Annotated in this window: 23 protein-coding genes; 4 read left to right on the top strand and 19 right to left on the bottom strand. The window is 33.6% G+C overall.

Going from position 1 to position 22531, the window contains the following annotated elements; translation table 11 throughout:
• Nucleotides 1-160: 160 nt before the first annotated feature.
• From EIG86_RS07405 to EIG86_RS07370, 8 genes are all read right to left on the bottom strand, one after another.
• Nucleotides 161-1228 carry a PKD-like domain-containing protein gene (locus EIG86_RS07405; RefSeq protein WP_127845534.1) on the bottom strand — a complete coding sequence of 356 codons (1068 nt, stop codon included), beginning with the start codon at nucleotides 1226-1228 and terminating at the stop codon, nucleotides 161-163.
• 32 nt (nucleotides 1229-1260) lie between these two features.
• Nucleotides 1261-2127 carry a hypothetical protein gene (locus tag EIG86_RS07400; RefSeq protein ID WP_127845533.1) on the bottom strand — a complete coding sequence of 289 codons (867 nt, stop codon included), beginning with the start codon at nucleotides 2125-2127 and terminating at the stop codon, nucleotides 1261-1263.
• A gap of 318 nt (nucleotides 2128-2445) precedes the next feature.
• Nucleotides 2446-4935: a zinc-dependent metalloprotease gene (locus EIG86_RS07395; RefSeq protein WP_127845532.1), complete on the bottom strand. Its 2490-nt coding sequence runs from the start codon at nucleotides 4933-4935 to the stop codon at nucleotides 2446-2448.
• A 172-nt stretch (nucleotides 4936-5107) separates the two neighbouring features.
• Complete coding sequence (locus tag EIG86_RS07390) at nucleotides 5108-5731, bottom strand: response regulator (RefSeq protein ID WP_127845531.1); 624 nt, start codon at nucleotides 5729-5731, stop codon at nucleotides 5108-5110.
• A 1-nt stretch (nucleotide 5732) separates the two neighbouring features.
• Nucleotides 5733-7589: an ATP-binding protein gene (locus tag EIG86_RS07385; protein WP_127845530.1), complete on the bottom strand. Its 1857-nt coding sequence runs from the start codon at nucleotides 7587-7589 to the stop codon at nucleotides 5733-5735.
• Nucleotides 7589-8275 (bottom strand): hypothetical protein, encoded by a 687-nt coding sequence (locus EIG86_RS07380; protein ID WP_127845529.1) that lies wholly within the window; start codon nucleotides 8273-8275, stop codon nucleotides 7589-7591. Before EIG86_RS07380 ends, EIG86_RS07385 begins: the two co-directional genes overlap by 1 nt.
• A 585-nt stretch (nucleotides 8276-8860) precedes the next feature.
• Nucleotides 8861-9274, bottom strand: a complete 414-nt coding sequence (locus tag EIG86_RS07375; RefSeq protein ID WP_127845528.1) for a DUF6691 family protein — start codon at nucleotides 9272-9274, stop codon at nucleotides 8861-8863.
• 3 nt (nucleotides 9275-9277) lie between these two features.
• Nucleotides 9278-9832 carry a YeeE/YedE family protein gene (locus EIG86_RS07370; RefSeq protein ID WP_127845527.1) on the bottom strand — a complete coding sequence of 185 codons (555 nt, stop codon included), beginning with the start codon at nucleotides 9830-9832 and terminating at the stop codon, nucleotides 9278-9280.
• A 187-nt stretch (nucleotides 9833-10019) separates the two neighbouring features.
• Here EIG86_RS07370 and EIG86_RS07365 point away from each other — a divergent pair, with 187 nt between their 5' ends.
• A complete protein-coding gene (locus EIG86_RS07365; RefSeq protein ID WP_127845526.1) occupies nucleotides 10020-10658 on the top strand; it encodes a porin family protein in 639 nt (212 codons plus the stop codon).
• Here the strand turns inward: EIG86_RS07365 and bioA are convergent, their stop codons facing one another.
• The 10 genes from bioA to EIG86_RS07315 form a co-directional block, all read right to left on the bottom strand.
• Nucleotides 10659-11966 carry an adenosylmethionine--8-amino-7-oxononanoate transaminase gene (gene bioA / locus EIG86_RS07360; RefSeq protein ID WP_127845525.1) on the bottom strand — a complete coding sequence of 436 codons (1308 nt, stop codon included), beginning with the start codon at nucleotides 11964-11966 and terminating at the stop codon, nucleotides 10659-10661. It lies immediately after the preceding gene.
• A gap of 66 nt (nucleotides 11967-12032) precedes the next feature.
• Entirely contained in the window at nucleotides 12033-12659 is a 627-nt protein-coding gene (bioD, locus tag EIG86_RS07355) for a dethiobiotin synthase (RefSeq protein ID WP_127845524.1), read from the bottom strand.
• A 228-nt stretch (nucleotides 12660-12887) separates the two neighbouring features.
• A complete protein-coding gene (locus tag EIG86_RS07350; RefSeq protein WP_127845523.1) occupies nucleotides 12888-14060 on the bottom strand; it encodes an aminotransferase class I/II-fold pyridoxal phosphate-dependent enzyme in 1173 nt (390 codons plus the stop codon).
• Complete coding sequence (gene mnhG, locus EIG86_RS07345; RefSeq protein WP_127845522.1) at nucleotides 14017-14409, bottom strand: monovalent cation/H(+) antiporter subunit G; 393 nt, start codon at nucleotides 14407-14409, stop codon at nucleotides 14017-14019. The genes EIG86_RS07350 and mnhG overlap by 44 nt, the downstream gene beginning before the upstream one ends.
• Nucleotides 14402-14677: a cation:proton antiporter gene (locus EIG86_RS07340; protein WP_127845521.1), complete on the bottom strand. Its 276-nt coding sequence runs from the start codon at nucleotides 14675-14677 to the stop codon at nucleotides 14402-14404. Before EIG86_RS07340 ends, mnhG begins: the two co-directional genes overlap by 8 nt.
• Nucleotides 14674-15156: a Na+/H+ antiporter subunit E gene (locus EIG86_RS07335; RefSeq protein WP_127845520.1), complete on the bottom strand. Its 483-nt coding sequence runs from the start codon at nucleotides 15154-15156 to the stop codon at nucleotides 14674-14676. Before EIG86_RS07335 ends, EIG86_RS07340 begins: the two co-directional genes overlap by 4 nt.
• A gap of 6 nt (nucleotides 15157-15162) precedes the next feature.
• Nucleotides 15163-16671: a proton-conducting transporter transmembrane domain-containing protein gene (locus tag EIG86_RS07330; protein ID WP_127845519.1), complete on the bottom strand. Its 1509-nt coding sequence runs from the start codon at nucleotides 16669-16671 to the stop codon at nucleotides 15163-15165.
• On the bottom strand, nucleotides 16668-17021 hold the full coding sequence (locus EIG86_RS07325; RefSeq protein WP_127845518.1) for a Na+/H+ antiporter subunit C: 354 nt from the start codon (nucleotides 17019-17021) through the stop codon (nucleotides 16668-16670). The genes EIG86_RS07330 and EIG86_RS07325 overlap by 4 nt, the downstream gene beginning before the upstream one ends.
• Entirely contained in the window at nucleotides 17022-17435 is a 414-nt protein-coding gene (locus tag EIG86_RS07320) for a Na+/H+ antiporter subunit B (protein WP_127845517.1), read from the bottom strand.
• Entirely contained in the window at nucleotides 17436-19742 is a 2307-nt protein-coding gene (locus EIG86_RS07315; protein ID WP_127845516.1) for a putative monovalent cation/H+ antiporter subunit A, read from the bottom strand.
• 259 nt (nucleotides 19743-20001) lie between these two features.
• Here EIG86_RS07315 and EIG86_RS07310 point away from each other — a divergent pair, with 259 nt between their 5' ends.
• Genes EIG86_RS07310 through EIG86_RS07300 form a run of 3 tightly spaced genes read left to right on the top strand, consistent with a single transcriptional unit; the run spans nucleotide 20002 to nucleotide 21218 of the window.
• Nucleotides 20002-20499, top strand: coding sequence for a DUF2975 domain-containing protein (locus EIG86_RS07310; RefSeq protein ID WP_127845515.1), 498 nt, complete (start codon nucleotides 20002-20004; stop codon nucleotides 20497-20499).
• A gap of 10 nt (nucleotides 20500-20509) precedes the next feature.
• Nucleotides 20510-21010, top strand: coding sequence for a hypothetical protein (locus EIG86_RS07305; RefSeq protein ID WP_127845514.1), 501 nt, complete (start codon nucleotides 20510-20512; stop codon nucleotides 21008-21010).
• A 1-nt stretch (nucleotide 21011) separates the two neighbouring features.
• A complete protein-coding gene (locus EIG86_RS07300) occupies nucleotides 21012-21218 on the top strand; it encodes a helix-turn-helix domain-containing protein (RefSeq protein WP_127845513.1) in 207 nt (68 codons plus the stop codon).
• Here EIG86_RS07300 and thiL read toward each other — a convergent pair.
• Nucleotides 21215-22264: a thiamine-phosphate kinase gene (gene thiL / locus EIG86_RS07295; protein WP_127845512.1), complete on the bottom strand. Its 1050-nt coding sequence runs from the start codon at nucleotides 22262-22264 to the stop codon at nucleotides 21215-21217. The genes EIG86_RS07300 and thiL overlap by 4 nt on opposite strands.
• Nucleotides 22265-22531: the final 267 nt, after the last annotated feature.

Below are 22531 nucleotides of genomic sequence, written 5' to 3'. Positions count from 1 at the left end.
CACCAAAAAAATTGAATTCAGAATCACAGATAATTTGGTCTTGTGCCGAACTGAAATAAAAACAAAAAAGCATAGCTAAACAGGAATAAAAAGTGATTTTACCTTTTATTCCTGATTTACAGTAGCTATGCTTTTGAAGACAAATCAACTCAGTTTTAGCTTAGTTAAACTGAATCGGAGATGTTGTTGGAATTTCTGGTGCTTCTTCAATGGTTGCATCCACAACTTCTGAAGTACAAGTACTGCCTGTATTTCTCACCTGAATTTGATGCGTACCAGCTTCTAGTACAAATTCTAAATCGGTTTGCCAAGTAGTCCCACCATCTGCACTATATTCTAATTCTGCGCCTAAAGGAGCCGTAATGGTAAGTGTTCCTTCATCTTCTCCACAATCTGGATCAACTATGGTGAATTCAGGATTCTCTGGCACAACAGGAGCAGGATCTATAGTAACTGTAACGGTCTCAGAATCACAATCTCCATTGGTTGCTATAACATTATATTGACCTGGTTCTAAATCTGCAAAAGTCAAATCTGAACTGAAAGTAGTTCCGCCATCTATACTATATTCTAAACCTGTTCCTGTTGGAGAAGTAATCTCTAATCCGCCAGTAGTTTCGCCACATTCTGGATGCGTAACCTCAACAACTGGAGTTTCTGGTATAACAAGTGGTTCGTTAATTTCAAATTCTGTTGGTTCAGATAAACAACCTGATCCGTTTTGAGCAATTACATTGTAAACATCTGGGTCTAAATCTTCAAAATTGACTGAATCTTGGAAATTTGAACCGCCGTCTATGCTATATTGTAAATCTGCACCCAAAGGAGAAGTGATTTCCATACTTCCGGTTAATTCACCACAACCTGGTTGCGTAAGTGTGACTACCGGTGCATCTGGTAGCGGATTGACATTAATTGTTGCTGTAACTGGGGCGCCTGGACAACCTTCACTATTGGTTTCAATAACTGTTAAAGTATACGCACCTGCAGGCGTATTTTGCCAGTCTATTTCAATTTCGTTTCCTGAAGCCGTATTTTCATTAATTATACCAGCAAAAGCAGATTCTTCAATTTCCCAAGAAAAAGAAGAATCTGAATTTTCGTTTACTGAGTAGGTTTTAACATCGCCAATACAGATTTCTTGCGTTCCAGATTCTTGCGCGCCAGCAGTTATGCCTGCAAAGCATAAAAACGCAATCATGTAAAATTTTAAGTTTAGTTGTGCCATAGTTTTTAAGTTTAGTATTTGAATTTTTGGATTTAATTATTATATATTATGGGTTCTGTTTCGGGCAAAGCGATGACGTTAATTTCCGCTTGTTCTGATTCTTCATTGCAACCATCCACGGTAACAATGCATCGGTAAATATTTTGATTGAATGCTAATGGAATATTTTCAATAATGAGAGTACTGTCGTTTACGTTGCTGTAGTTTTGATTATTCGTTAAATCTTGCCAGTTGCCATCTATTAAAATTTGCCATTGATAACTGATGTTTTCTTCTGAAAAAGTATCCACAAATAACTCAACTTGATCGCCGTTGCAGATATTTGAGTTGTGTGGTTGAATTTGAATCAATTCTTCGTCACAAATTGGTTTTACTTCACCAAAAAGTTGAAAATTATCTATAATATGGCTTACATTGCCCATGCCGCCAATTTGATACTCTACATTAATTTCCCCAGTTTGATTAAGCAATGTCGGTTCAAAATCACCCTCTTGGAAGCTTAAATTTTGATTGGTGCCTCCGTTTGCATAGTCAACATCGTTTAAAAGAAAAACCCAGCTATGGCTTCCTTGTTTTCTTTCTTTCTTAGACCAAAAACTGTAGCCAGTTAAATCAAGTTGATATCCTTCTTCAATTTGAATGGTGAAAAACATGGACTTGTTACCATTTCCGCTTATACCTATGGCATTAGAGCCTTCTACACCAGTATGCTCTTCAAAATTCCCAGCATTATTAGTCCACACTGAAAATGAAATATGCTCTGAGATCTGTGGATCACCAACGTATTCTGCTACATTCAGGTTGCCAGATTCAAAATCATTGAAATAAATGCTCTCCTGCGCAAATAAACTGCTGCAAAAGCAAAGCAAAATCAGAAATAATGTATTTTGATATTTCATAAAAACCTTAAAGTAGAACTCTATTTTTAAGACTTTAAAAGTATGAAATAGATTTTATTTTTAGCAATAAAAGTAAAATGAAAGCAATTAATATGAATCTATTTGTTTTATTTTTACTGAAAATCAATAAATTGAAGGTAATAGAAAACTATATAAGCTTAGAAGTATTTTCATCTGTGTTTTAAAAAAGATAATCTAAAAGAATTAGATCCAGCTTAAGATCATTTCAGAAATGGAGTTTTTGTATGCATAAATCAAAAAAAAGCTGCCTAAATTTTACTTTAGACAGCTTTTGGGTTTACTTAAAATTATGTTGTTTTAAGATTTTGGATTTAAAATATCCTCGATGCGTTCTACGCTATCTTCCAAGTGATATTTTGTCATTTTATCTCGTGTTCTGTTGATTGCTCGACGCAAATCTCGTTGTAAAGTTTTAAGCTCTGCTCTTACCAACGCACGAATATCGCTGTTTTCAACATCAATATTACTTCTACTAATGTAACTTCTGTAACGTGAAGGAATACTGCTTTGTTCTTCAGTCATCAAATGGTGCATTCTAGAAATATAGGCACGTTGCAAGTTTCTTCTTATTCTAGATATTTCCTGTCCACGATTCAATTCACTGAATAAACCTTTACGCAAATCTTCCATCATTTCGTCAATGGCATAGGCTTCATCATTCAATTCTTCATTTTCCATCATTCTGGCAAATCTGCCAAAATCGAGTAAATTATTCAAGGAACGCTCTTGGTAACTTCTTATTTTTTCTAAATAACCATCGAATTGGATTTTATTAAAAATGTCGTCGTCAATAAGCCATTCTGGTGTGGTGAACAATTCATTTTGAAGAAATTCCATCGCACGCGTTTGCTTATCTTTTGGAGTATGAATATACACAGGACCCTCTTGATTATAAGTTTTATAATATTCGTAAACACCGCCAATATTAGCAGTCACGTGTCCCATATATCGATTGTATTGTGCATAAACTTGACCATACAAATCGTCCAAATCCTCGTAGTTTTTACCATCTTCAGCAGTCCATTCTATTAGGTTTGGTACAATTCGCTTTAAGTTAGCAATTCCATATTCGCTAGCTTCCATAGAATCGTCACCCAAATCTTCAGTTTGAGAACTCGGGTCAATCACCCCACCGATTTGTTGTTCTCCAAATCTATAAATAGGATCGCCTGCCTTCTCTAAAATCCATTGGTCTAGAATGTCTTTTTCTTCTTCAGGAGTTTTATCTAAAATTGGGCGGTATCCCCAAGCAATAGAATATTTGTCATAAGGACCAACATTCGGCATTAAAGAAACATCGCCATCGCCAGGTTGTGCGATATAATTGAAACGTGCGTAATCCATAATCGAAGGCGCTGTTCCAAATTCTTTTGTAAATTCTGGGTCGCGTAAATCTTCAACATCATAAGCCACGCTACTTCCCATATTGTGTGGCAATCCAAGTGTGTGTCCTACTTCGTGGGAAGATACAAAACGAATCAAGCGTCCCATAATTTCATCTTTAAATTCAACACCACGTGCTTCAGGATTGATAGCGGCAGTTTGAACAAAATACCAGTTTCTCAGTAATGTCATCACATTGTGATACCAATTAATATCTGATTCTAAAATTTCACCTGAACGCGGGTCACTTACGTGAGGTCCATTGGCATTTGGAATTGGAGAAGCTAGATATCTAACTACAGAATAGCGCACATCTTCTGGACTCCAATCTGGATCTTCTTCTTTAGTCGGTGGATCTTTGGCGATAATAGCATTTTTGAATCCAGCTGCTTCAAAAGCAACTTGCCAATCTTCTATTCCTTGTTTAATATATTTTCTCCATTTCTCTGGTGTTGCTCGATCTATATAATAAACGATTGGTTCTTTAGGCTCAACCAACTCTCCATTTTTGAATTTTTCAATATCTTCATCTTTCACTTCAAGACGGTAACGATCTATAAATTGAACCGTTTCTGATTTTTGATTATCCAATCCATAATCGGTCTGTTGGCTGGTAAACCATCCTACACGTTGGTCAAAGTAACGCTTTCGCATAGGTTCTTTATCCAACAGAATCATAGAATTACTGAATTTTAAAGAAATGGAACCTGTGCTTGAATTTGAAGGTGGATCTCCTGCGTTAAAGGTTTTGACGTGTCTTATTTCAATATTTTCAGGATAGCTTCTTATGGTATCAATATAAGATCTATCAGAATCCATTCTTGAAATTTTATAAGGCTTTCTTCTACGATCCTGAAGCCCTAAAGCTTTGATATCTTTTTTGAATAAATCTGTAGCGTTGATAACCGTATTATCATTGATAGAGTCTTTTTTGTATGCTTTGACGTCGAAAGAATACAAAATTGGCTCAAAATTTGAATTGACTACAGCTTCATGAACTGGTAAGGAGTCTGCGGCATAAATTTGGTGAGAAACCACACGCAAAAGAACTTTGTCTCCCTTTTTTTGCCAGCGCAAAACCTGTTCGTTTTGCTTTCCGCCACCGAAACCAAGCCCTCTAGCAGTTTGGGCTATTCTTGTAACCATTAACATTTCTCGATTGAACAGAGAATCGGGGATTTCAAAAAAATAATCATCATCTAGCTGATGAACTGTAAATAATCCGCTGTCAGATTTTGCTTTATCAGTAATTACCTTATTGTAAGGTTTAATACCGTTTTTGCTTTTTGGGGAACTCGATGTTGCCTGTCCTTTTTTACTTTTCTGTGATTGAAACACAGAACAAGAACTAAAAGAAAACATCATCCCTGCCACAAATGTGAAGTAAAGGATTTTTCTTAGCATAGAAATTAATTTTAAAAGATTAAAAAAATGAAAATACAAGCTTTTTTGAAAATAGCTAGTAAAATTCAAATTAAGACAGTTTTTTTTATTAAAAGTTTAATCTACCTAAGAAGTCAATGGTTTTTATCTAAAACTTGGGTGTAAAAATATGATTTTCATAATTTTACTTACATTAAACATCGAAATTATATTTTTTATCTAATGCATAGCGTAACAACTCATTGGCGCCCTTCAATTTCAACTTGCCAATCATATTTTTGCGGTGCCTTTCAACTGTGGAAATTGCTGTAGATCGAATATCAGCAATTTCGCGACTGGTTTTGCCTAAGCTTATGAGTTTTAAAATTTCGAATTCGCTGTTTGTCAAAATTTGTTTTCCATGAGATTCAGTTTCTAAATCATCAATACATATTGTTGGATCGAAGAATTGGCCACCACTGGCAACGGTTTCTAATGCATTGAGGACAAGTTTTAAAGATGAATTTTTCAGTAAATAGCCGTCACAACCAGCATCTAGCATTTGTTTAACCGCATCATCTTGATCAAACATTGTAAGTGCGATTACTTTGACTTGGGGATGACTTTTTTTGATTAGTCTGCAAGCTGCAATGCCGTCTATCTTTGGCATTTTTATATCTGTCAAAACTACATTGACTGATTTTTTTTCTAAAATATCTAGTAAATCCTCTCCATTATTGGCGCTACCAACAACTGTAATATTTTCTTCATTATCAAGTAATAAACGTAATCCATCTACAAATGATTGGTGATCTTCAGCTATAACTAATCTGATCATTTTAAATTTTTATTTCAATAATTATTGTAGTGCCTTTTCCTATTTTGCTATCAATTTCAAAAGTGCCCTCAAGGTGCTCTATACGCTTTTCGATGTTGTACAAACCTAGACTATTCTCAGAGTCGACTTCTGCTAGGTCAAATCCTTCACCATTATCTTCAATTATAATATTCAAATTTTCTTTTAATTGTGTTAGCGAAATATCCGCTTTAGTAGCATTTGCATGTTTAATAACATTTGTGATCAACTCCTGAATAATTCTAAACAGACTTATTTCCAAAGTATTTTCAAGTCGGGTATTTAGTCCAAAATCGTTGACTTGAATTTGCAATCCATTTTTAACAGATGCATTTTTAGCTAGTTTTTTTACCGCTGGCAAAAGTCCTTCTTTAGCGATTACACCACTATTTTTGAGATGTGCCATAGACCGTACTTCTTGATATGCATCATTGAGTAAGGTTTTTGTCTTTTCTAAGATTTCCTTAGAATTTGCTGTCGATGAATTAGAAGTTAAATAATCGAAATGCAATTTTGCAGCTGATAAAGTAGCTCCAATATTGTCATGCAAATCTGATGCAATACGCTGGCGCTCTTTTTCCTGACCACTAATCATGGCATCTATGGTGTTGAGTTCTTGTTCGTTTAAAATATTCTCGATACGTTGATTTTCTATTTCTTTTTCTTGTATGGCTATGAATTGTTTTCGTTTTGTATTTTTAAAAACCAAGAAGCCGATTATAATTGAAACTGAGAGCAAAAAAGCAGAACCGTAAATCACATTTGTCTTTTGTTGTTGTTTCTTTTCAACTTCTGTTTGAAGCAGTATATTTTGCTTTTCTTTTCGTTCAGCTTGATATTTAGTTAGACTTACATTTTGCTTATCGATATTGAGACTATCTCTATATGCAATGTGTTTTTTCATATAAAATAAAGCTGAATCTAGCTGTCCCAATTCGGCAAAATCATTAGCTAAAAGTTCGTATAAAAGCTTGTAGTTGCTTTTTTGATAAGCATTCATTTTGGCTACTTCAGCCAGTTTTAGGTATTCAATCGCTTTGTCAATATTGCCTTCATATCTGTGAACTGAAGCCATATTTACGTATGCGTAAAACAAATATTCCTTGTTTTTGTTATCTGAAATATCATCAATAATTTTATTGTAAAAATATTTAGCTGTGTCGGTTTCTTGCAATATTTCAGCATAATACACACCTTGATAAATATCGATTTCATTTTCAATAAGTGGGTTGAATTGCTTGCTATTGTAATTTCTAGCTTTATCTAAATAATATTCAACAGAATCTCGAAATTGGGGCGCAAAATTCAAAACTGCTTTTTCCAAATTCAAATCAACGAGTTGGTCATTCCATTGGTTATTTTCCGCCTGTTTCTCAAATATTTCTAAGAACTCATCAACATCGTAATCAAAATTCTCTTGTGCTACTAAAATGCTATAGATGCTGTAGTTGATTTCATTTTCCTTCTTATAAAACCCGGTTTTTTGAAAATATTTCTTGGCAGTTTCATAATGTTTAAAAGCAAAATCAATTTCATCGTCCAACTTATAAGATTCTGCCAGTAAGAAGTAATAATCGCCTTTATTTTTTTCGCTCAATGATGTACTATCAATACTGAGTAAGTGATAGTAGGTTGAATCCAAGACTTTTTTAGCATTATAAAATTTAGCGAATTTAAGATTTACAATTTGTGAAGTCGAATCGCAAAAGGCGGTGTTTATATGAGTTCTAGCAGCTTTAAATTCATTATTATAAAGCAAAGTGTCTAGTTTGGTTTGTTGGGCAAAACCAAACTGGATACCAAATACAAAAAAGAAACCGATGCTTACTAAGAGTTTCATTAAAATTTAGGAACTAATACGCCATTACCGATTCTTCTTGGCATTAAAAACTCATCCGTATTCTTATCTCTAAGTCTTAAAATATCATCAACCCTATCTTGACTAAAGATACAATCTTCTGGCTTGTCAAGGCATTTTGAAGCTGTTTCAAGTAAATATTCATAAAAATCTTCTATATCTGATTCTTCATAATCTAGAAAATCCTCATCGTGAAGCGAGACCACAAAAACAGTTTTTTCTTCGGCTGGATCAAAATCATTGAATAATGAATTCAAATTTCCACTATAAGTGGTGTCTTCCTTTTTTTCATTGCACAAATCATCGGTATTGTCTTTTCCATGCTGAAACCACTCAAAAACTACAAAAACACTATCATTTTCTATACCATGAACTTTTTTTCTGGTAGGTTTTAGCAATTCATCTTTGCCGTTAATTGTCATTCTTTTATAAGGAATGGCTATGGTTTTTTCATATTCACCGTATTTATTGTAAGCTCCTTCAGTTTCAAAACAATCTAACATTATTTGCATTTGAATTTCACTTTTTTTGGCTTTTTCGATTTTCATTTCTGTTGGCTTTTCAGTTTTATTAGTTTCCTTGTCTTCAACTTTCTTTTTATCCCCTTTACAAGCGATAATCGTCATCAATAATATAAGCATGACAATGTTTGAAATTTTTGTTTTCATTTGTTGAATTTATAAATAAGTTAGCTTCAATATTATTGAAATATAAAACAATAATCTATACCTATAACTGGGTATTTTTCAGCTAACTAATTTATAAAAAAAAGCGATTGATTAACAATTTTTAAGAAAAAAATACCCTGTACTGGGTATTGAAATTAATTTTTAAAATCCCGTATTTCGAATAGTAGAATTTTAATAATGGAAATATGTATAGTTTAAAATTAAAACACATTGATTGTATTATAAAAATAATCTTTGTTGCTTTTCTAATGTTTTATGCTGTCTTCATAAAGGTTTTTGAAATATAAATCATAGTTATGTTTTACTGAATTCGAAAACATAAAACGATTCTTTTCATGTGTTTGTTTAGTCAATTTTGGAAAATCCTTCTGCACTATTTCAGGAGGATTTTTTTTTGAAATTTTAAAATAATTTCAAATGCACATTAAAAAAGTTTAAAAAAAATACCCACGATTGGGTATTTCAATGAGCTAAAATATAAGTGATATTTACATCATTAATAAAGTTCTCATGTTTTAATTGTGTTTCTTAATCCTCTAAAGCCTCATTTCTTTAGGGGATTTTTTAATGTGGTAATTTATTTTTCAGTAGACCATAAACAAAAGTTCCTAAAAGTGCACCAAAAATAACTATTAGAATTGATGCATAACCTGCGCCAGCTAATACATACATCGGTCCTGGACATGCTCCAGCCAACGCCCAGCCCAAACCAAATAAAATACCACCAATTATATATCTCGATACGCTCATCGCTTTGGGTTTCAATGCCATTTCCTGACCACCTAAAGCTTTTACCTTATTTCTCTTAATAATTTGAACACCAACAACTCCGATGACTAAAGCAGAACCAATAATTCCATACATATGAAATGCGCCAAACTCGAACATTTCATAAATTCTGAACCAAGAAGCCGCTTCAGATTTATACATTACAATGCCAAAAAATATTCCTATAATTAAATATATAAGTGTTTTCATTGTTTAAAAAATTAAGGGATAAATAAAATTGATCATTACCAAACCACCGATAAAAAATCCTATTACAGCAATTAAAGATGGCAACTGAAGATTACTCAAACCTGAAATGGCATGGCCAGAAGTACAGCCGCCAGCGTATCTTGCGCCAAAACCGACTAAAAAGCCACCTACAATGAGAATCAAAATAATTTTGGGGTCAGACAGACTTTCATTTGAAAATATTTCAGTTGGTAAATAAGCTTCACCACTACTTTTGATGCCGTAAGTTTCTAATTTTTCAGAGATTTCTGGATTGATTTCAACTGTGTTGTCCGACATAAAATTTGATGCTAAAAATCCTCCAATTGCCGCACCTAGAACAACAATTAAATTCCAGCGTTCTTTTTTCCAGTCGAATTTAAAAAAATCTGAAACTTGACCAGCACCACCAATTGAACAAGCTGTTCTGAGGTTTGAAGACATGCCAAATTGTTTACCAACAAAAAGTAAAACAAACATGACTAAAGCAATTAATGGCCCAGAGACGTACCAAGGCCAGGGATTTTGAATCCATTCCATATATTTTATTTTTATGCAAAATAAGGCAAATCAGAACAAAACTTGTGTAACAATAGTTACGGCTCATCATTCAATATAAATTCAAATAAGATTTTGTAAACTATTTAAATGGCAATAAATGTGTAAAAAATAAAATCATTTGCTTTTAATCTGAATAAAATAATTAGTTTTATCAAAAATCTCAAACATGAAAAAATTATTCATATTTACCATTGCTTTAGGCTTATTTGCTACAAACGAAATGAAAGCTCAAGAATATTTTGAATTCGGTTTCAAAGGTGGCGTCAACCTTTCAAATTTAACTGGCGATAATACTGATGATTTAGACCCTAGAACTACTATGAATATCGGTGTTTTTGGAATTTATAAAGTTACAGACAAAATCGGTGTTCAAGCAGAAATCCTTTATTCTGAACAAGGTACAGAAAGAGAATCAGTATTCTTTGACGGATTTTCTGAAATTGAAGAAGACTATGTTCTAAAAACACAATATATCAACTTGCCTCTTATGGCTAGTTATAATGTTATCGAAAATCTTTGGGTGGAAGCCGGACCACAAATCGGTTATTTGGTAAAAGCTGAAGTAGACCTTGAAACGACCACAGAAGACAATTTGGGCTCAGTAGAAAGCAGCACAGAAACACAAGATGTTACCGATAGTTATGAAAGTATTGATATGGCATTAAATGTCGGTTTACGCTACAAATTAGCACGTAATTTCTTGGTACAAGCCAGATATTCTAAAGGAATAACTGATATCACTGAAGCAATCGAAGGCAATCAAAACAACCAAATTTATAGTTTTTCTGTCGGCTATGTGTTTTAATCAAATTGTTTCTAAATACTCTTCGATTGTTGCGTAAATTTTAGAAAGTTGTTTTTCTGTTATTACGTAAGGTGGTAAAATATAAATCGTATTTCCCAAGGGACGTAAAAACACACCGCGATCCATAAAAAATTTAAAAATCTGATCTCTAGTATTTCCATAGCGTTCAGTTTTCAAATCTAGATCCAAAGCCAAAATCACTCCGATTTGACGGATATTTTGAATCTTTGGATGTTTTTGCATTTTATTCCCAAACATCTGATTCAAACTCATAATGTTTTTAATCGAATTTTGGATTTCTTCACTTGTCAGCAGTTCTATTCCTGCAATTGCCGCTGCACAAGCCAGCGGATTTCCTGTATAAGTATGGCCGTGAAACAAACCTTTGGAAATATCGTCGGAATAAAAAGCTTTATAAACTTTTTGGGTACAACTCGTGATACCCATTCCTAGCATTCCTGCAGTAAGCGCTTTGCTTAAGCAAATGACATCTGGTTTTTGTTTCAAATAATCCGAAGCAAAATGTCTACCAGTTTTTCCAAAACCCGTCATGACTTCGTCTGCAACGCAAATAATGTTGTTTTGCTTGCAAATTTTCAACATTTCATCCAAACCAGTAAGATCATAAGTTTGCATTGCTGCCGCGCCTTGAACCAAAGGTTCGTATATAAATCCTGCAATTTTGTGTTCGCCTATTATTGCTTTCAATTGCTGAATAATATCCGAATTATTTCTGCCATCTGGTTTCGGAATTCTAATCACTTCAATAAAATGACCCTCAAAAGCGCCGTTATACACTGAAAGTGAAGATACCGACATCGCCCCAAAAGTATCGCCATGAAAGCCATCTTCGAGAGCCAACATCACTCTACGATCATGTCCCTGATTGTGGTGGTATTGCAAAGCCATTTTGATACCAATTTCTGTAGCTGTAGAACCATTATCATTGAAAAATAGTTTAGCTTGATTTTTTGGTAAGATTTCCATCAATTTTTCGGACAATTCTACAGCGGGTTCGTGAGTGAAACCGCTAAAAACAACCTGATCTAAAGTTTGCATTTGCGACTGAACCTTATCTATGATTTTTGGATGGCAATGACCGTACATACTCGTGTACCAAGATGCAATAGCATCAATATAAGTGTTTCCGTCTTCGTCTTTCAAAATCGCAGCTTTAGCAGATTTTATCGCTAATAATTCCGGATTCAATTTATGTTGTGTCAACGGATGCCAAATATATTTCTGGTCTCTTTGGGAAATTGATTTTTTAGAAAATGGGAATTTTATTTTTTTACCAAATAATTTCATGTCAAAGCATTTAATGCAAAGTTAGGCAACTCTAACAGCTTAGTTTGAATTTATTGAAATTTATATTCAGGTTAAAAACGCCTCTAAATTCGACTTGAACATTTCAGCATATTTCTGAATTATTGCTGAATTGATCTTTGGTTCTTCATCTATATTTCCGATGAATTTCAAATCGGTTTTTTCTAAAATAATTTTTTCAGTACTTGGTGTAGATTTCCCACTAAATATAATTCCGATATTCTTAAAACCACGATTTTGAAGTGCTTCCACAGATAAAAGTGTATGGTTGATGCTTCCTAAATAATGTCTGGAAACTAAAATAATAGCATCATCATTTTGAATTAAATCGATGATGCAATCTTTAGAATTCAACGGAACTAACAGTCCTCCGGCACCTTCAATCACAAGATTGTTTTCTGTTTTAGGCCGTTTGATTTTTTTTAAATCAATTTGAATTTCATCAATTTCAGCTGAGGCGTGCGGACTCATCGGTGTGTTGAGTGCGTAGGCATTTTCATGAAATTTCGATTTTGAATTGCTTACCAAACGCTGAACTTTATGCGTGTCGGAATAGTCCAAATCTCCAGCCTGAATTGGCTTAAAATAATCGGCTTGAAGTGCTTCAGTAACAATTGCGGAAACCAAAGTTTTACCGACTTCTGTGCCAATTCCTGTAATAAAAAAATGTGTCATTCTAATCTATAATTTAAAGGCAACATTTCTCCAATTTTTGCTTTACTCATTTCTCCAATAAAAGAAATATTGTGAATTTCGGTATAATTGCCTTGATGATCTACAAAAAAAGTATCTGTAGTGAATATTATTTCTGATTGTTTGTTTCGTTTATTTCGATATAAAACTGAAATCTGTTTTCTGAATTTGTTTTTATTATTCGAAGCAAAAATTTGAAATTTATTTAGTTTATAATAGCAATTTAGATAAATTTTCTAAAACTGAATAGATTTCATTTTTAGTATTGAAACTATGGAGACAAAACCGCAGTCTCTCTTCGCCATTGGGCACGGTTGGTGATAAAATAGGTCTAACATCAAACCCCTTCATTTCAAGTTGTTTTGAAATATTTTTCACCTGGTTGTTTCCTCCGATCACACAAGATTGAATGGCGGAATAACTTTCAATAAAACAGTTTTCCAGATTGAATTTTGATGAAATTTCTTTGAAATAAGCAATATTGAATTGAAGTTGTTCAAATTCATCGATACTGTCTTTCAGTAATAAATGGGCCGCCCAATTGTGAGCAATATTTCGGCTGGATGGTGCTGTTGTATAGATGAAGCTTTTGGCAAAATTTATCAAATAATCTTTCAGTTCTGAAGATCCAAAAATTACTGCACCGTGAGCGCCGAAGCTTTTTCCAAAAGTAAGCACGCGAGCAAAAATATTGTAGTTTGAATTTTCAACATTTGTTTGAGAAATTGTCCCAACAGCGTGGGCTTCATCCAAAATAAGATAGGCTCCAAAATCATTACAAATTTCTGTAATTTCCTTCACATCCGTCTGGTCACCGTCCATGGAAAATACTTGCTCTGTAATGACATAAATCGTTTTGAATTCAGATTGAAATTTAGCGAGTTTAGCCTTCAAATTTTCAAAATCCTTATGCGGAAATTTGAAAGATTTTGCTTTAGATAAACCGATTCCATCTCTGATAGAAGCGTGACAAAGTGCGTCATACAAAATCAGGTCTTGGCGTTGACCAATTGCTGAAATTAGTCCTAAATTGGCATCATAACCAGAATTGAGAGTTGTTGCAGATTCAACTTGATAAAAATCAGCAAGATAATTCTCAAAATCTTCAATTAAAGGAAAATTTCCACTTAAAAGTCTGGAACCAGTAGCGCCAAATTTCAAGTCTTTGTAGTCATTTATTTTTGAAGTGGCAAGTTTTTCAATATTTTCATTTGAGGCAAATCCTAGGTAATCATTGGAAGAAAAATCAACTAAATCAGCATTTTTGATCGTCAATTCCCGAAAACTACCATTTGATAATCGCTCATCTAACTTTAATTTTAAAGTCGACGGAAAAATCTTATTCTTCAGTATTTGATTTGTCTTCTTTGGAATCTTTGTCATCGCCTTTCAGTTCGTGTGTAGATTTGTTGTATTTGCCTTTTAAATCGTCAATCACAGATTTGTCCCAAAGCTTATTTCCCAAAAAATAAGAGGTTCTGCCAATTAAGTGTGCTCCAACTGGAGCTGTAATCAAAATAAAAATAATGACGGCAATCACTCGAGTTGTGACAGAAACATCTAGAAAAAAAATAGCGGCAGCAGCCAAAAGCAAACCTACACCTAGCGTAGCGGCTTTGGTATTTACAGAAATTCGCAGATATTGATCTGGCATTCTCAAAATACCTATAGCAGCCAAAAGCACAAAAATGGCACCTAAAGATGAGGTTATATAAATTAGAATATCAATCATTTTTGTTTCGTTTTTCTAAATAATATGCAAAAGCAACAGTTCCTAAGAAAGCAATTAGCGCCAAAACCAATGAAATGTCTAAAAACGTAGGTTTATCGTTAATAATGCTATATACAGCGATAATGCCAATACTTATAGTGATGAGCAAATCGAGCGCTACAACTCTATCGACAATACTTGGGCCTTTGATGAATCTTACAAACACCAAAAGTGATGAAATGGACAAAATCGGTAAAATTATATAATATAAAAAATCGTGTATATTCATCGTAAAATTTCTAGCAATCGTTTCTCAAAACCATTTTTAATATCATTTATAAAGTCTTCTCTATCAAAAACGTACATCGAATGTATGTAAAGCACGCTCCGGTCTGTAGAGACATCTAGGCTCAGAGTTCCAGGCGTTAATGTAATCAAATTTGCCAATAATGTAATTTCCAAATCCGTTTTGGCATCTAAAGGCAAACTTACTATTCCGGGTTTCATATTATGTGGTGGCGTGATAACTTCATAAGCCACTTGTATATTGGCTTTTATCATTTCCCATAAAAAGAAAAGTACAAAACTGATGAGTTTCGGGATAATTTTAAAATATTTTTTTTCAGAATTATTATCGTTATTGCTAAGAATCCATAGAATGATGAAACTCAAAACAAAACCGAATAAGAAATTATTGAACTCATATCCGCCGGTGAGGAACACCCAGATTAAAGTCAATAATATATTTGATAGAAATTTTGTTTTCATTTCATTTTAGTTTTTAAAAACAGCATCTATATAAAGTTGATTATTCATAAGTTCTGAAGCAATACGCTGAGATAATTGCTGAATATGTTCCGCACCAAATCCTATGTATAAAGTTACAAAAGTTAGAAAGGTTATAGGAAATACGAACAAAAATTTATCTTTTAGCTTCATCTGGTCAAAAAATAAAAATTTCTTAGGAAATTCTATTTTCGGTTGGTCTTTCCAAAATACTTCTGACCAAAGTTTAGCAATGACCACCAAAGTAATTAAACTACCGAAAATAAGTGCTCCAAAAAACCAATATTGCTGTGCATCGAAGCTTGCCAGAATTAAAGAGATTTTAGGCCAGTATCCTGATAATGGTGGAATTCCAATAAGTGAAAACAATGGTATTGCCATCAGCAAACTGAGTTTTGGATAGTTGGCGTACAAACCACCGATTTTCTTCATATTGAAGTTAGATTTGATTCTGTAAATCAAACCACTCATCAAAAATAAATTTGTTTTGATGATGATATCGTGAACAAGATAAAAAATAACTCCAGCAATAGCTACTTCTGTAAATAAGCCCAAACCTCCTATCATAAACCCGATATGGCAAATGATGAAATACATAAAAACTTTTTTGATATTGGTTTGGATTAAAGCGCCAATTCCACCACTAAAAATGGTCATTATTGCTAGCGCAATTAACAAGTTATCCAAAAACACATCGTCCAAGAAAATAAGTGTAAATACACGAATCAAAGCGTAAACACCGACCTTAGTTAGCAGTCCTGCAAAAATAGCTGAAACTGCTGATGGCGGTGTATGGTATGACGCTGGTAGCCAAAAATAAAGTGGAAAAATTGCGGATTTTATACCAAAACCCACAAGAAATAATACCGCGCAAATTTCAACCAGAGTTCGGTTCTCGACTTCAGCAATTTTCATAGAAATATCAGCCATATTCAATGTGCCAACCAATCCATAAAGCACGCCTAAAGCTGTGAGGAAAATCATAGAGGCGAAAAAATTCAATGCGAAATATTTGACCGCCCCTTCCAACTGATTTTTTTCTCCGCCGATACTGATGAGTACAAAAGAACTGATAATTATAATTTCAAACCAAACATAAAGATTGAAAATATCTCCTGTCAAAAATGCACCATTTAAACCAAGTAAAAGAAAGTGAAATACACTAAAATAACCAAATCTAAGTCGAGCATTAATAACTGATACTGTTGAAAATATAGACACAGCCAATCCACTTATTGCCGTAAGCAAAACCAGCGTAGCCGCAAGCATATCACCGACAAAAGTTATTCCGAACGGTGCGTCCCAATTGCCTGACTGAACGGTTTGTGTTCCATTATTATAGACGAACATAAACACATAAACAGCAACACCAAGGGCGATAACATTGGCGCAAACACTGAATGTTTTTTGGAAATTCACTTTGTTCCAAAAAAACATTAATACAATGCTAAAAAACAGATGTACCACTAAAGGCAATAATATAATATCGTTTATCATGAATCTTCGTCTGTAGTATTCAACTGGTCTAAATCGTCGGTTTTTAAAACTTTATAAGCACGTTTTACAAGTATAATTGCAAATGATTGCAAACCAAAACTTATTACAATTGCTGTTAAAATAAGCGCTTGTGGAATAGGGTCTGCGTAAATACCTTCTAAAACTTTCTGGCTGTCGTCAATTATTGGTGGCTCACCTTTTGTAATTCTTCCTAAAACAAAAATGAGCAAATTCACGCCATTTCCTAAAAGGACAATTCCTAGAATCAACTTCACTAAACTTCGACGCATGATCATATAAATGCCTGATGCGTAAAGTATTCCTGTCATTATGGCTAGTAATATTTCCATTTATGCTGATTCTGAAATTGTAAATATTATGGTTAATGAAGCGCCAATTACGACCAAATATACACCTATATCAAAAAAGAGTGGTGTTCCAATGGCGCCGATAACCGGAATTGGATGTCCTGCCCAAAGACCTGTCATTATTGGCATATCTGCTATAATCATAGGCGATATACCACTTAAAAAAGCAACAAGTAAACCCAAAGGCATTAAAAATCCAGGATGAATTTTGATCAGTATTTTTGTTTTTTTTAAACCATTTGCAAAGGCATCCAACACAAAAGCAATAGCAGCCACTAATCCACCAACAAAACCACCTCCAGGCAAATAATGTCCTCTCAGTAATATAAACACTGAAAAGATTAATAAAACTGGAAGCAAATAGCTTGATGCAGACCTTAATATAAGTGTTTTCATTTATTTTTTGTCTTTAGATTTCAATCTCAATTTCAACAACCCGAAAACACCAAGTGCCGCAACAATTAACACAGAAATTTCTATCATTGTATCAATTCCCCTAAAATCGACTAGAATAACATTGACAATATTTTTACCGTGTGCCAAAGTGTAAGCATTTTCAGCATAATATTCACTGATTTCCGTATTTTTAGGTTCACTCAAAACCCGTAAAATCAACAAGGTAATCATACTTCCAAAAACCAATGAAAGGATACCATGTTTTATTCTGACCTTGTTGTCTGAAAGATTCAGATATTTCGGTAATTTATATAATACCAATACAAACAAAATTACTGTAAGCGTATCTACAGAGAATTGTGTCATTGCCAAATCTGGTGCACTATAAAATAAAAACAGCAAACTGAAAGACAAACCAACCACACCCATAGATGCTACAGCTGCCAACCTTGATTTTGTAAAAACCGTATATAAAACAGAACACAACAACATGGTTAATATTGAAATTTCATAAATCGTTACCCTTGAAAGCGAACGTAAATCGATATTTAAAGAAAAGTCTTTGAATAATAAAAATCCGACGGCAATTATCAAAAAGGCAACAATTAAAGACAAATAATGCCTCAAATATCCATTTTGAAAAACAGATGTCCATAAACTTGAAAAATCAACGAAGCCATTAGATAGCTTAAAAAGTAAATTTTTGGGTGCTATCCTATCTAATTTTGAAATGGCCTGCTCTAATTTGTGCTTTGGCTTTATTGTGAAATATAGAATGGTTCCAAGCACCAGAGTCGTTGCACTTAGTGCTAAAATAGTATTGAAACCATGCCAAAGTTTCAAATGAAAATCTTCTGTATCAGTGACTAAGGCGTTTACAATTGGCTTAGCAAAAGTAGTTTCAATTAAACCTGGAAAAATTCCAAAAATTAAACCACCAACGGTCATGAGTAAAGGCGGAATCCACATTAATGGACTCGGCATGTGCACTTTTTCAAACTTGTCAGGCAGCTTTCCGAAGAAAGGTTTGACACCCGCCACAAAACCAGCATAAAATAACAATATATTGGTTGCGATGGCAATTACAGTGAGCAGAATTGCATTATTTTCAAAATGCAATGTCGCTTCATAAATCAAATCTTTTCCAACAAAACCTAAACTCGGTGGGACACCACCGCTTATCAAAGCTGCGATAAATCCAGCGATAGCTACCGGCATCAAAACTTTTTTAAGCCCTGATAATTGGGTAATATCTCGCGTTCCCGTTTCATGATCTATAATTCCAGTAATCAAGAAAAGTGATGCTTTATAAAGCGCATGAACAATTATAAAAACTGATGCTGCTATGAGTGCAGCTTGTGTACCAATTCCTATCAAAAACACTAAAATACCAAGTGCAGAAATTGTAGAATACGCTAAAATTCCTTTTAAATCTGTTCTAAAAATAATATGAATTGCAGAGTAAAGCATAGTTATTGCACCAAAGATGATGAGGGTGTGGTGCCAAAAATCACTTCCTCCTAAAACAGGAGACATTCTAAACAATAAATAAACACCAGCTTTGACCATAGTTGCTGAGTGTAAGTATGTAGAAACAGGTGTAGGTGCTTTCATCGCCCCTGGCAACCAAAAATGAAATGGAAACTGCGCAGATTTGGTAAAAGCAGCCGCAAAAATTAAAATAACAATTAATATGTATTCTGGACTTTTCAATATAGAATCCGACATGCCAAGCATTTCAGAAATACGATAAGTTCCAGCGACATCACCTAGTAAAACAGCACCACCTAGAAAGAGTAATCCACCAATTCCAGTAATTCCAAGCGCTGTTAATGCTGATTTTCGAGAGTCTGCTTTATCGTTATTGAAACCAATTAGGTAAAATGACGAAATACTTGTCAGTTCCCAAAAAATAAACATCGACATCAAATTGTCCGAAAGTACCAAACCGAGCATAGCGGACATGAATAAGCTTAAATAACCATAGAAGCGATCGAGGTATTTATGGTTTTTCAAATATGCTGCTGTGTAGAGAAATACCAAACTTCCAACACCTGTAATCATCAATGCAAATAGTAATGATAGGCCGTCGAGTGTAAAACTTAAATTCACACCAAAACTAGGAATCCATTCTACAGATTCAAGAATAACCTTGCCTTGCGCAACTTCATTGATAAAACTGGCAAAATAAACAAATAAGCTTATCGGAATCAAAGCCGATAGAACTGCCAATTTTCCTCTAAAATACCGACCTGCAAAGACCAAAAAAATAGAAAATAAAAATCCTAAAAGTACAGCTTCAAGCATAGTTGAGTTTCATTAAAAGACAAATATAAATTTTTATTAGCAAGGCAAGCAATTAAAAGGGTCGAGTAAAAAACGTTTAAAGTAAGTTTAACAATCCAGGCAAGCTAAAATGAGTTTATGTGTTTTTCTAGTTGAAAAATCTGACAATGAATTCAAAATTAAAAGATATTCAAAGTAGAGTAAAAAGAGAAAATATTTCTTTTAAAAATTATCGTAAAACAATAATTAATTCTACATTTGTTATCGTAAAACGATAATTATGAATTTTATATTAGATGTTTTCTATTTCATTGTTCAAGCGCTAAGATTGGTTTTGTCGGCACTGATCGTTGTTTATGTGTTCTTCTTTTTTCAAAGTCTACCCGAAACCATTAATGGCAGTTATAGTTCAGATCATGAGTTTTGGCTATACACTTTACCTCTTTTTGTATTTTGGGTGTTAGCTTTTATCGCTTTGAATAGGATTGTTCCTGTTATTAAAAATTTTAAAAATGAAAATTATTTTGAATTAGAAAACATTAAAGCCACTAAATTTTTAGGCGTAATTTTACTGATTTACGGCATTTCAAAACCAATTTTGGAGTTCGTTTTCAAAATTTTAGATAAAGGCAGATTTGAGTTAGGACTTGCTTTTGAAATTGAAAGCGGGTTAGACGTCATTGTAAGTCACACGGCTTTAGGTATGATTTTGTTTTTAATTTCTGAAGTTTTAAAACGAGGAAATTCTCTTAACGAAGAACAGAAACTAACTATTTAATTAAAGATTTATGTTTAAAAAAGCTACCTTTAAACTTGTATTTGATATTTTATTTTTCTTAGTAGTTATGAATGCTTTAGCTACTATTTTCATTATACCAATGGAAGGTTTTGACGTCTCATTATCTAATTCACGTTATCAGCCCCAAAACACATTTTCAAATTATCTTTATATAGGTGCAATAAATGAAATTATTTTTTCAGTTACTTTTGTAATTGTTGTACACCATTTACGCAAAGCAGCGAAAATTTTTATAATCAGCAAAGAATTCAGGTCTTTCAATATTGTAAATCACATAAAGCGCAGCGGTCAATTTTTAATAATTTTGGGATTGAGTTTAATAGTAAAAAAAATGTTTTTTATTTACTATTTCGAAACTACACGTCATTTTTTTCAAGCTAATTCAGTGATTTATCTTCTAGTAATTGTCTTGGGACTAAGCTTTATTCGAGTTAGCAAAATGCTTAAAATTTCAATCCAAGCTAAGCAAGATCAGGACTTAACAATTTGACATGGGTATCAAAATTCAACTAGACAAACTCCTTAAAGAGAAAAACATGAAGTCCAACGAATTGGCAGAGATTATTGACATCACACCCGTCAATTTATCAATTCTGAAAACCGGAAAAGCAAAAGCTATACGATTTTCAACATTAGAAGTTATTTGCAAAGCTTTAGACTGTCAACCTGGCGATATTATAATTTATGAACAAGACTAATCTTCTTCAGACATCCCATTCCAACCTCTAGCTTTCATCGGAATTTTAGTATTCATTCTTGAGATCAGATGAATTCCTTCTTTAGCTTCAGTCATGTGTCCGATTACAGTAAGATGTGGATTAGCTTTGATTTTGTCATAATCATTTTGATCGATTGTGAACAGTAATTCGTAATCTTCACCTCCATTTAATACAACTGTGGTGCTATCAAGTTCGAACTCTTCACAGGTTGAAATTACACTTGGATCCATCGGTAATTTATCTTCAAACATATTGGCTCCAACCTTAGAGTTTTTACACAAATGCATTAATTCTGAAGACAATCCATCGCTAATATCAATCATCGCAGTAGGTTTCACGTCGAGCGCTTTAAGTAAGTCAACAATATCTTTTCTAGCTTCAGGTTTCAATTGTCGCTCAACAATGTAAGTATATGGTGTCAAATCTGGTTGTGAATTAGGATTTACTTTGAACACCTCCTTTTCTCGTTCTAAAACCTTTAAGCCTAAAAATGCACCGCCTAAATCACCAGAAACGACTAGTAAATCGTTAGGTTTTGCGCCACTTCTGTAAACAATGTTTTCTCTTTTGGTTTGACCCAAAGCAGTTATACTTATTGTCAAACCTTTCACCGCAGAAGTTGTATCGCCGCCGATAACATCTACACCATAAACTTCAGCAGCTTTAGTTATACCAGCATAAAGTTCTTCTAAAGCTTCAACTGTAAAACGACTTGAACAAGCTATAGAAACAGTAATTTGTTCAGCATCAGCATTCATAGCATAGATGTCTGACAAATTCACCATCACAGCCTTATATCCTAAATGCTTTAATGGCATGTACGACAAGTCGAAATGAATTCCTTCCACTAACATATCTGTCGTGATAATACTTTGTTCGCTGTGATTGAACACAGCAGCATCATCTCCAATACTTTTTATTGTTGATTCATGCTGAATTTTGAAGTGCGACGTCAAATGCTCGATCAATCCAAATTCACCCAGTTCAGATAATTTTGTTTTGCTGTCTTTTGTATTCTGAAACATATATCTATAAGGTTTTATTGCAAAGTTAATCAAAGTAATGACAAAGCAAGTGCTTGATTAAATTCTACTGAAATTTAGTTACCATCGAATACTAAGTGTTGTATAATTCTGAATTTACTATTTTGAAAGCAAATAATCAGAAAATAAGAAACCCCCATTAAATTGAGGGTTTCGTTTAATAAATGTAACTTATGCACTCTATCGTTTCAAAGTAAAATTCGCTTTATATTCTCTAGGGCTTCCATCTTCAGGATTGGTGTATTCCAC

Source organism: Psychroflexus aestuariivivens, from assembly GCF_004010055.1.
In the GTDB taxonomy this organism is placed as follows: domain Bacteria; phylum Bacteroidota; class Bacteroidia; order Flavobacteriales; family Flavobacteriaceae; genus Psychroflexus; species Psychroflexus aestuariivivens.
The sequence above is the reverse complement of the archived record's forward strand: the minus strand, read 5'-3'. Positions and strand labels throughout refer to the sequence as shown.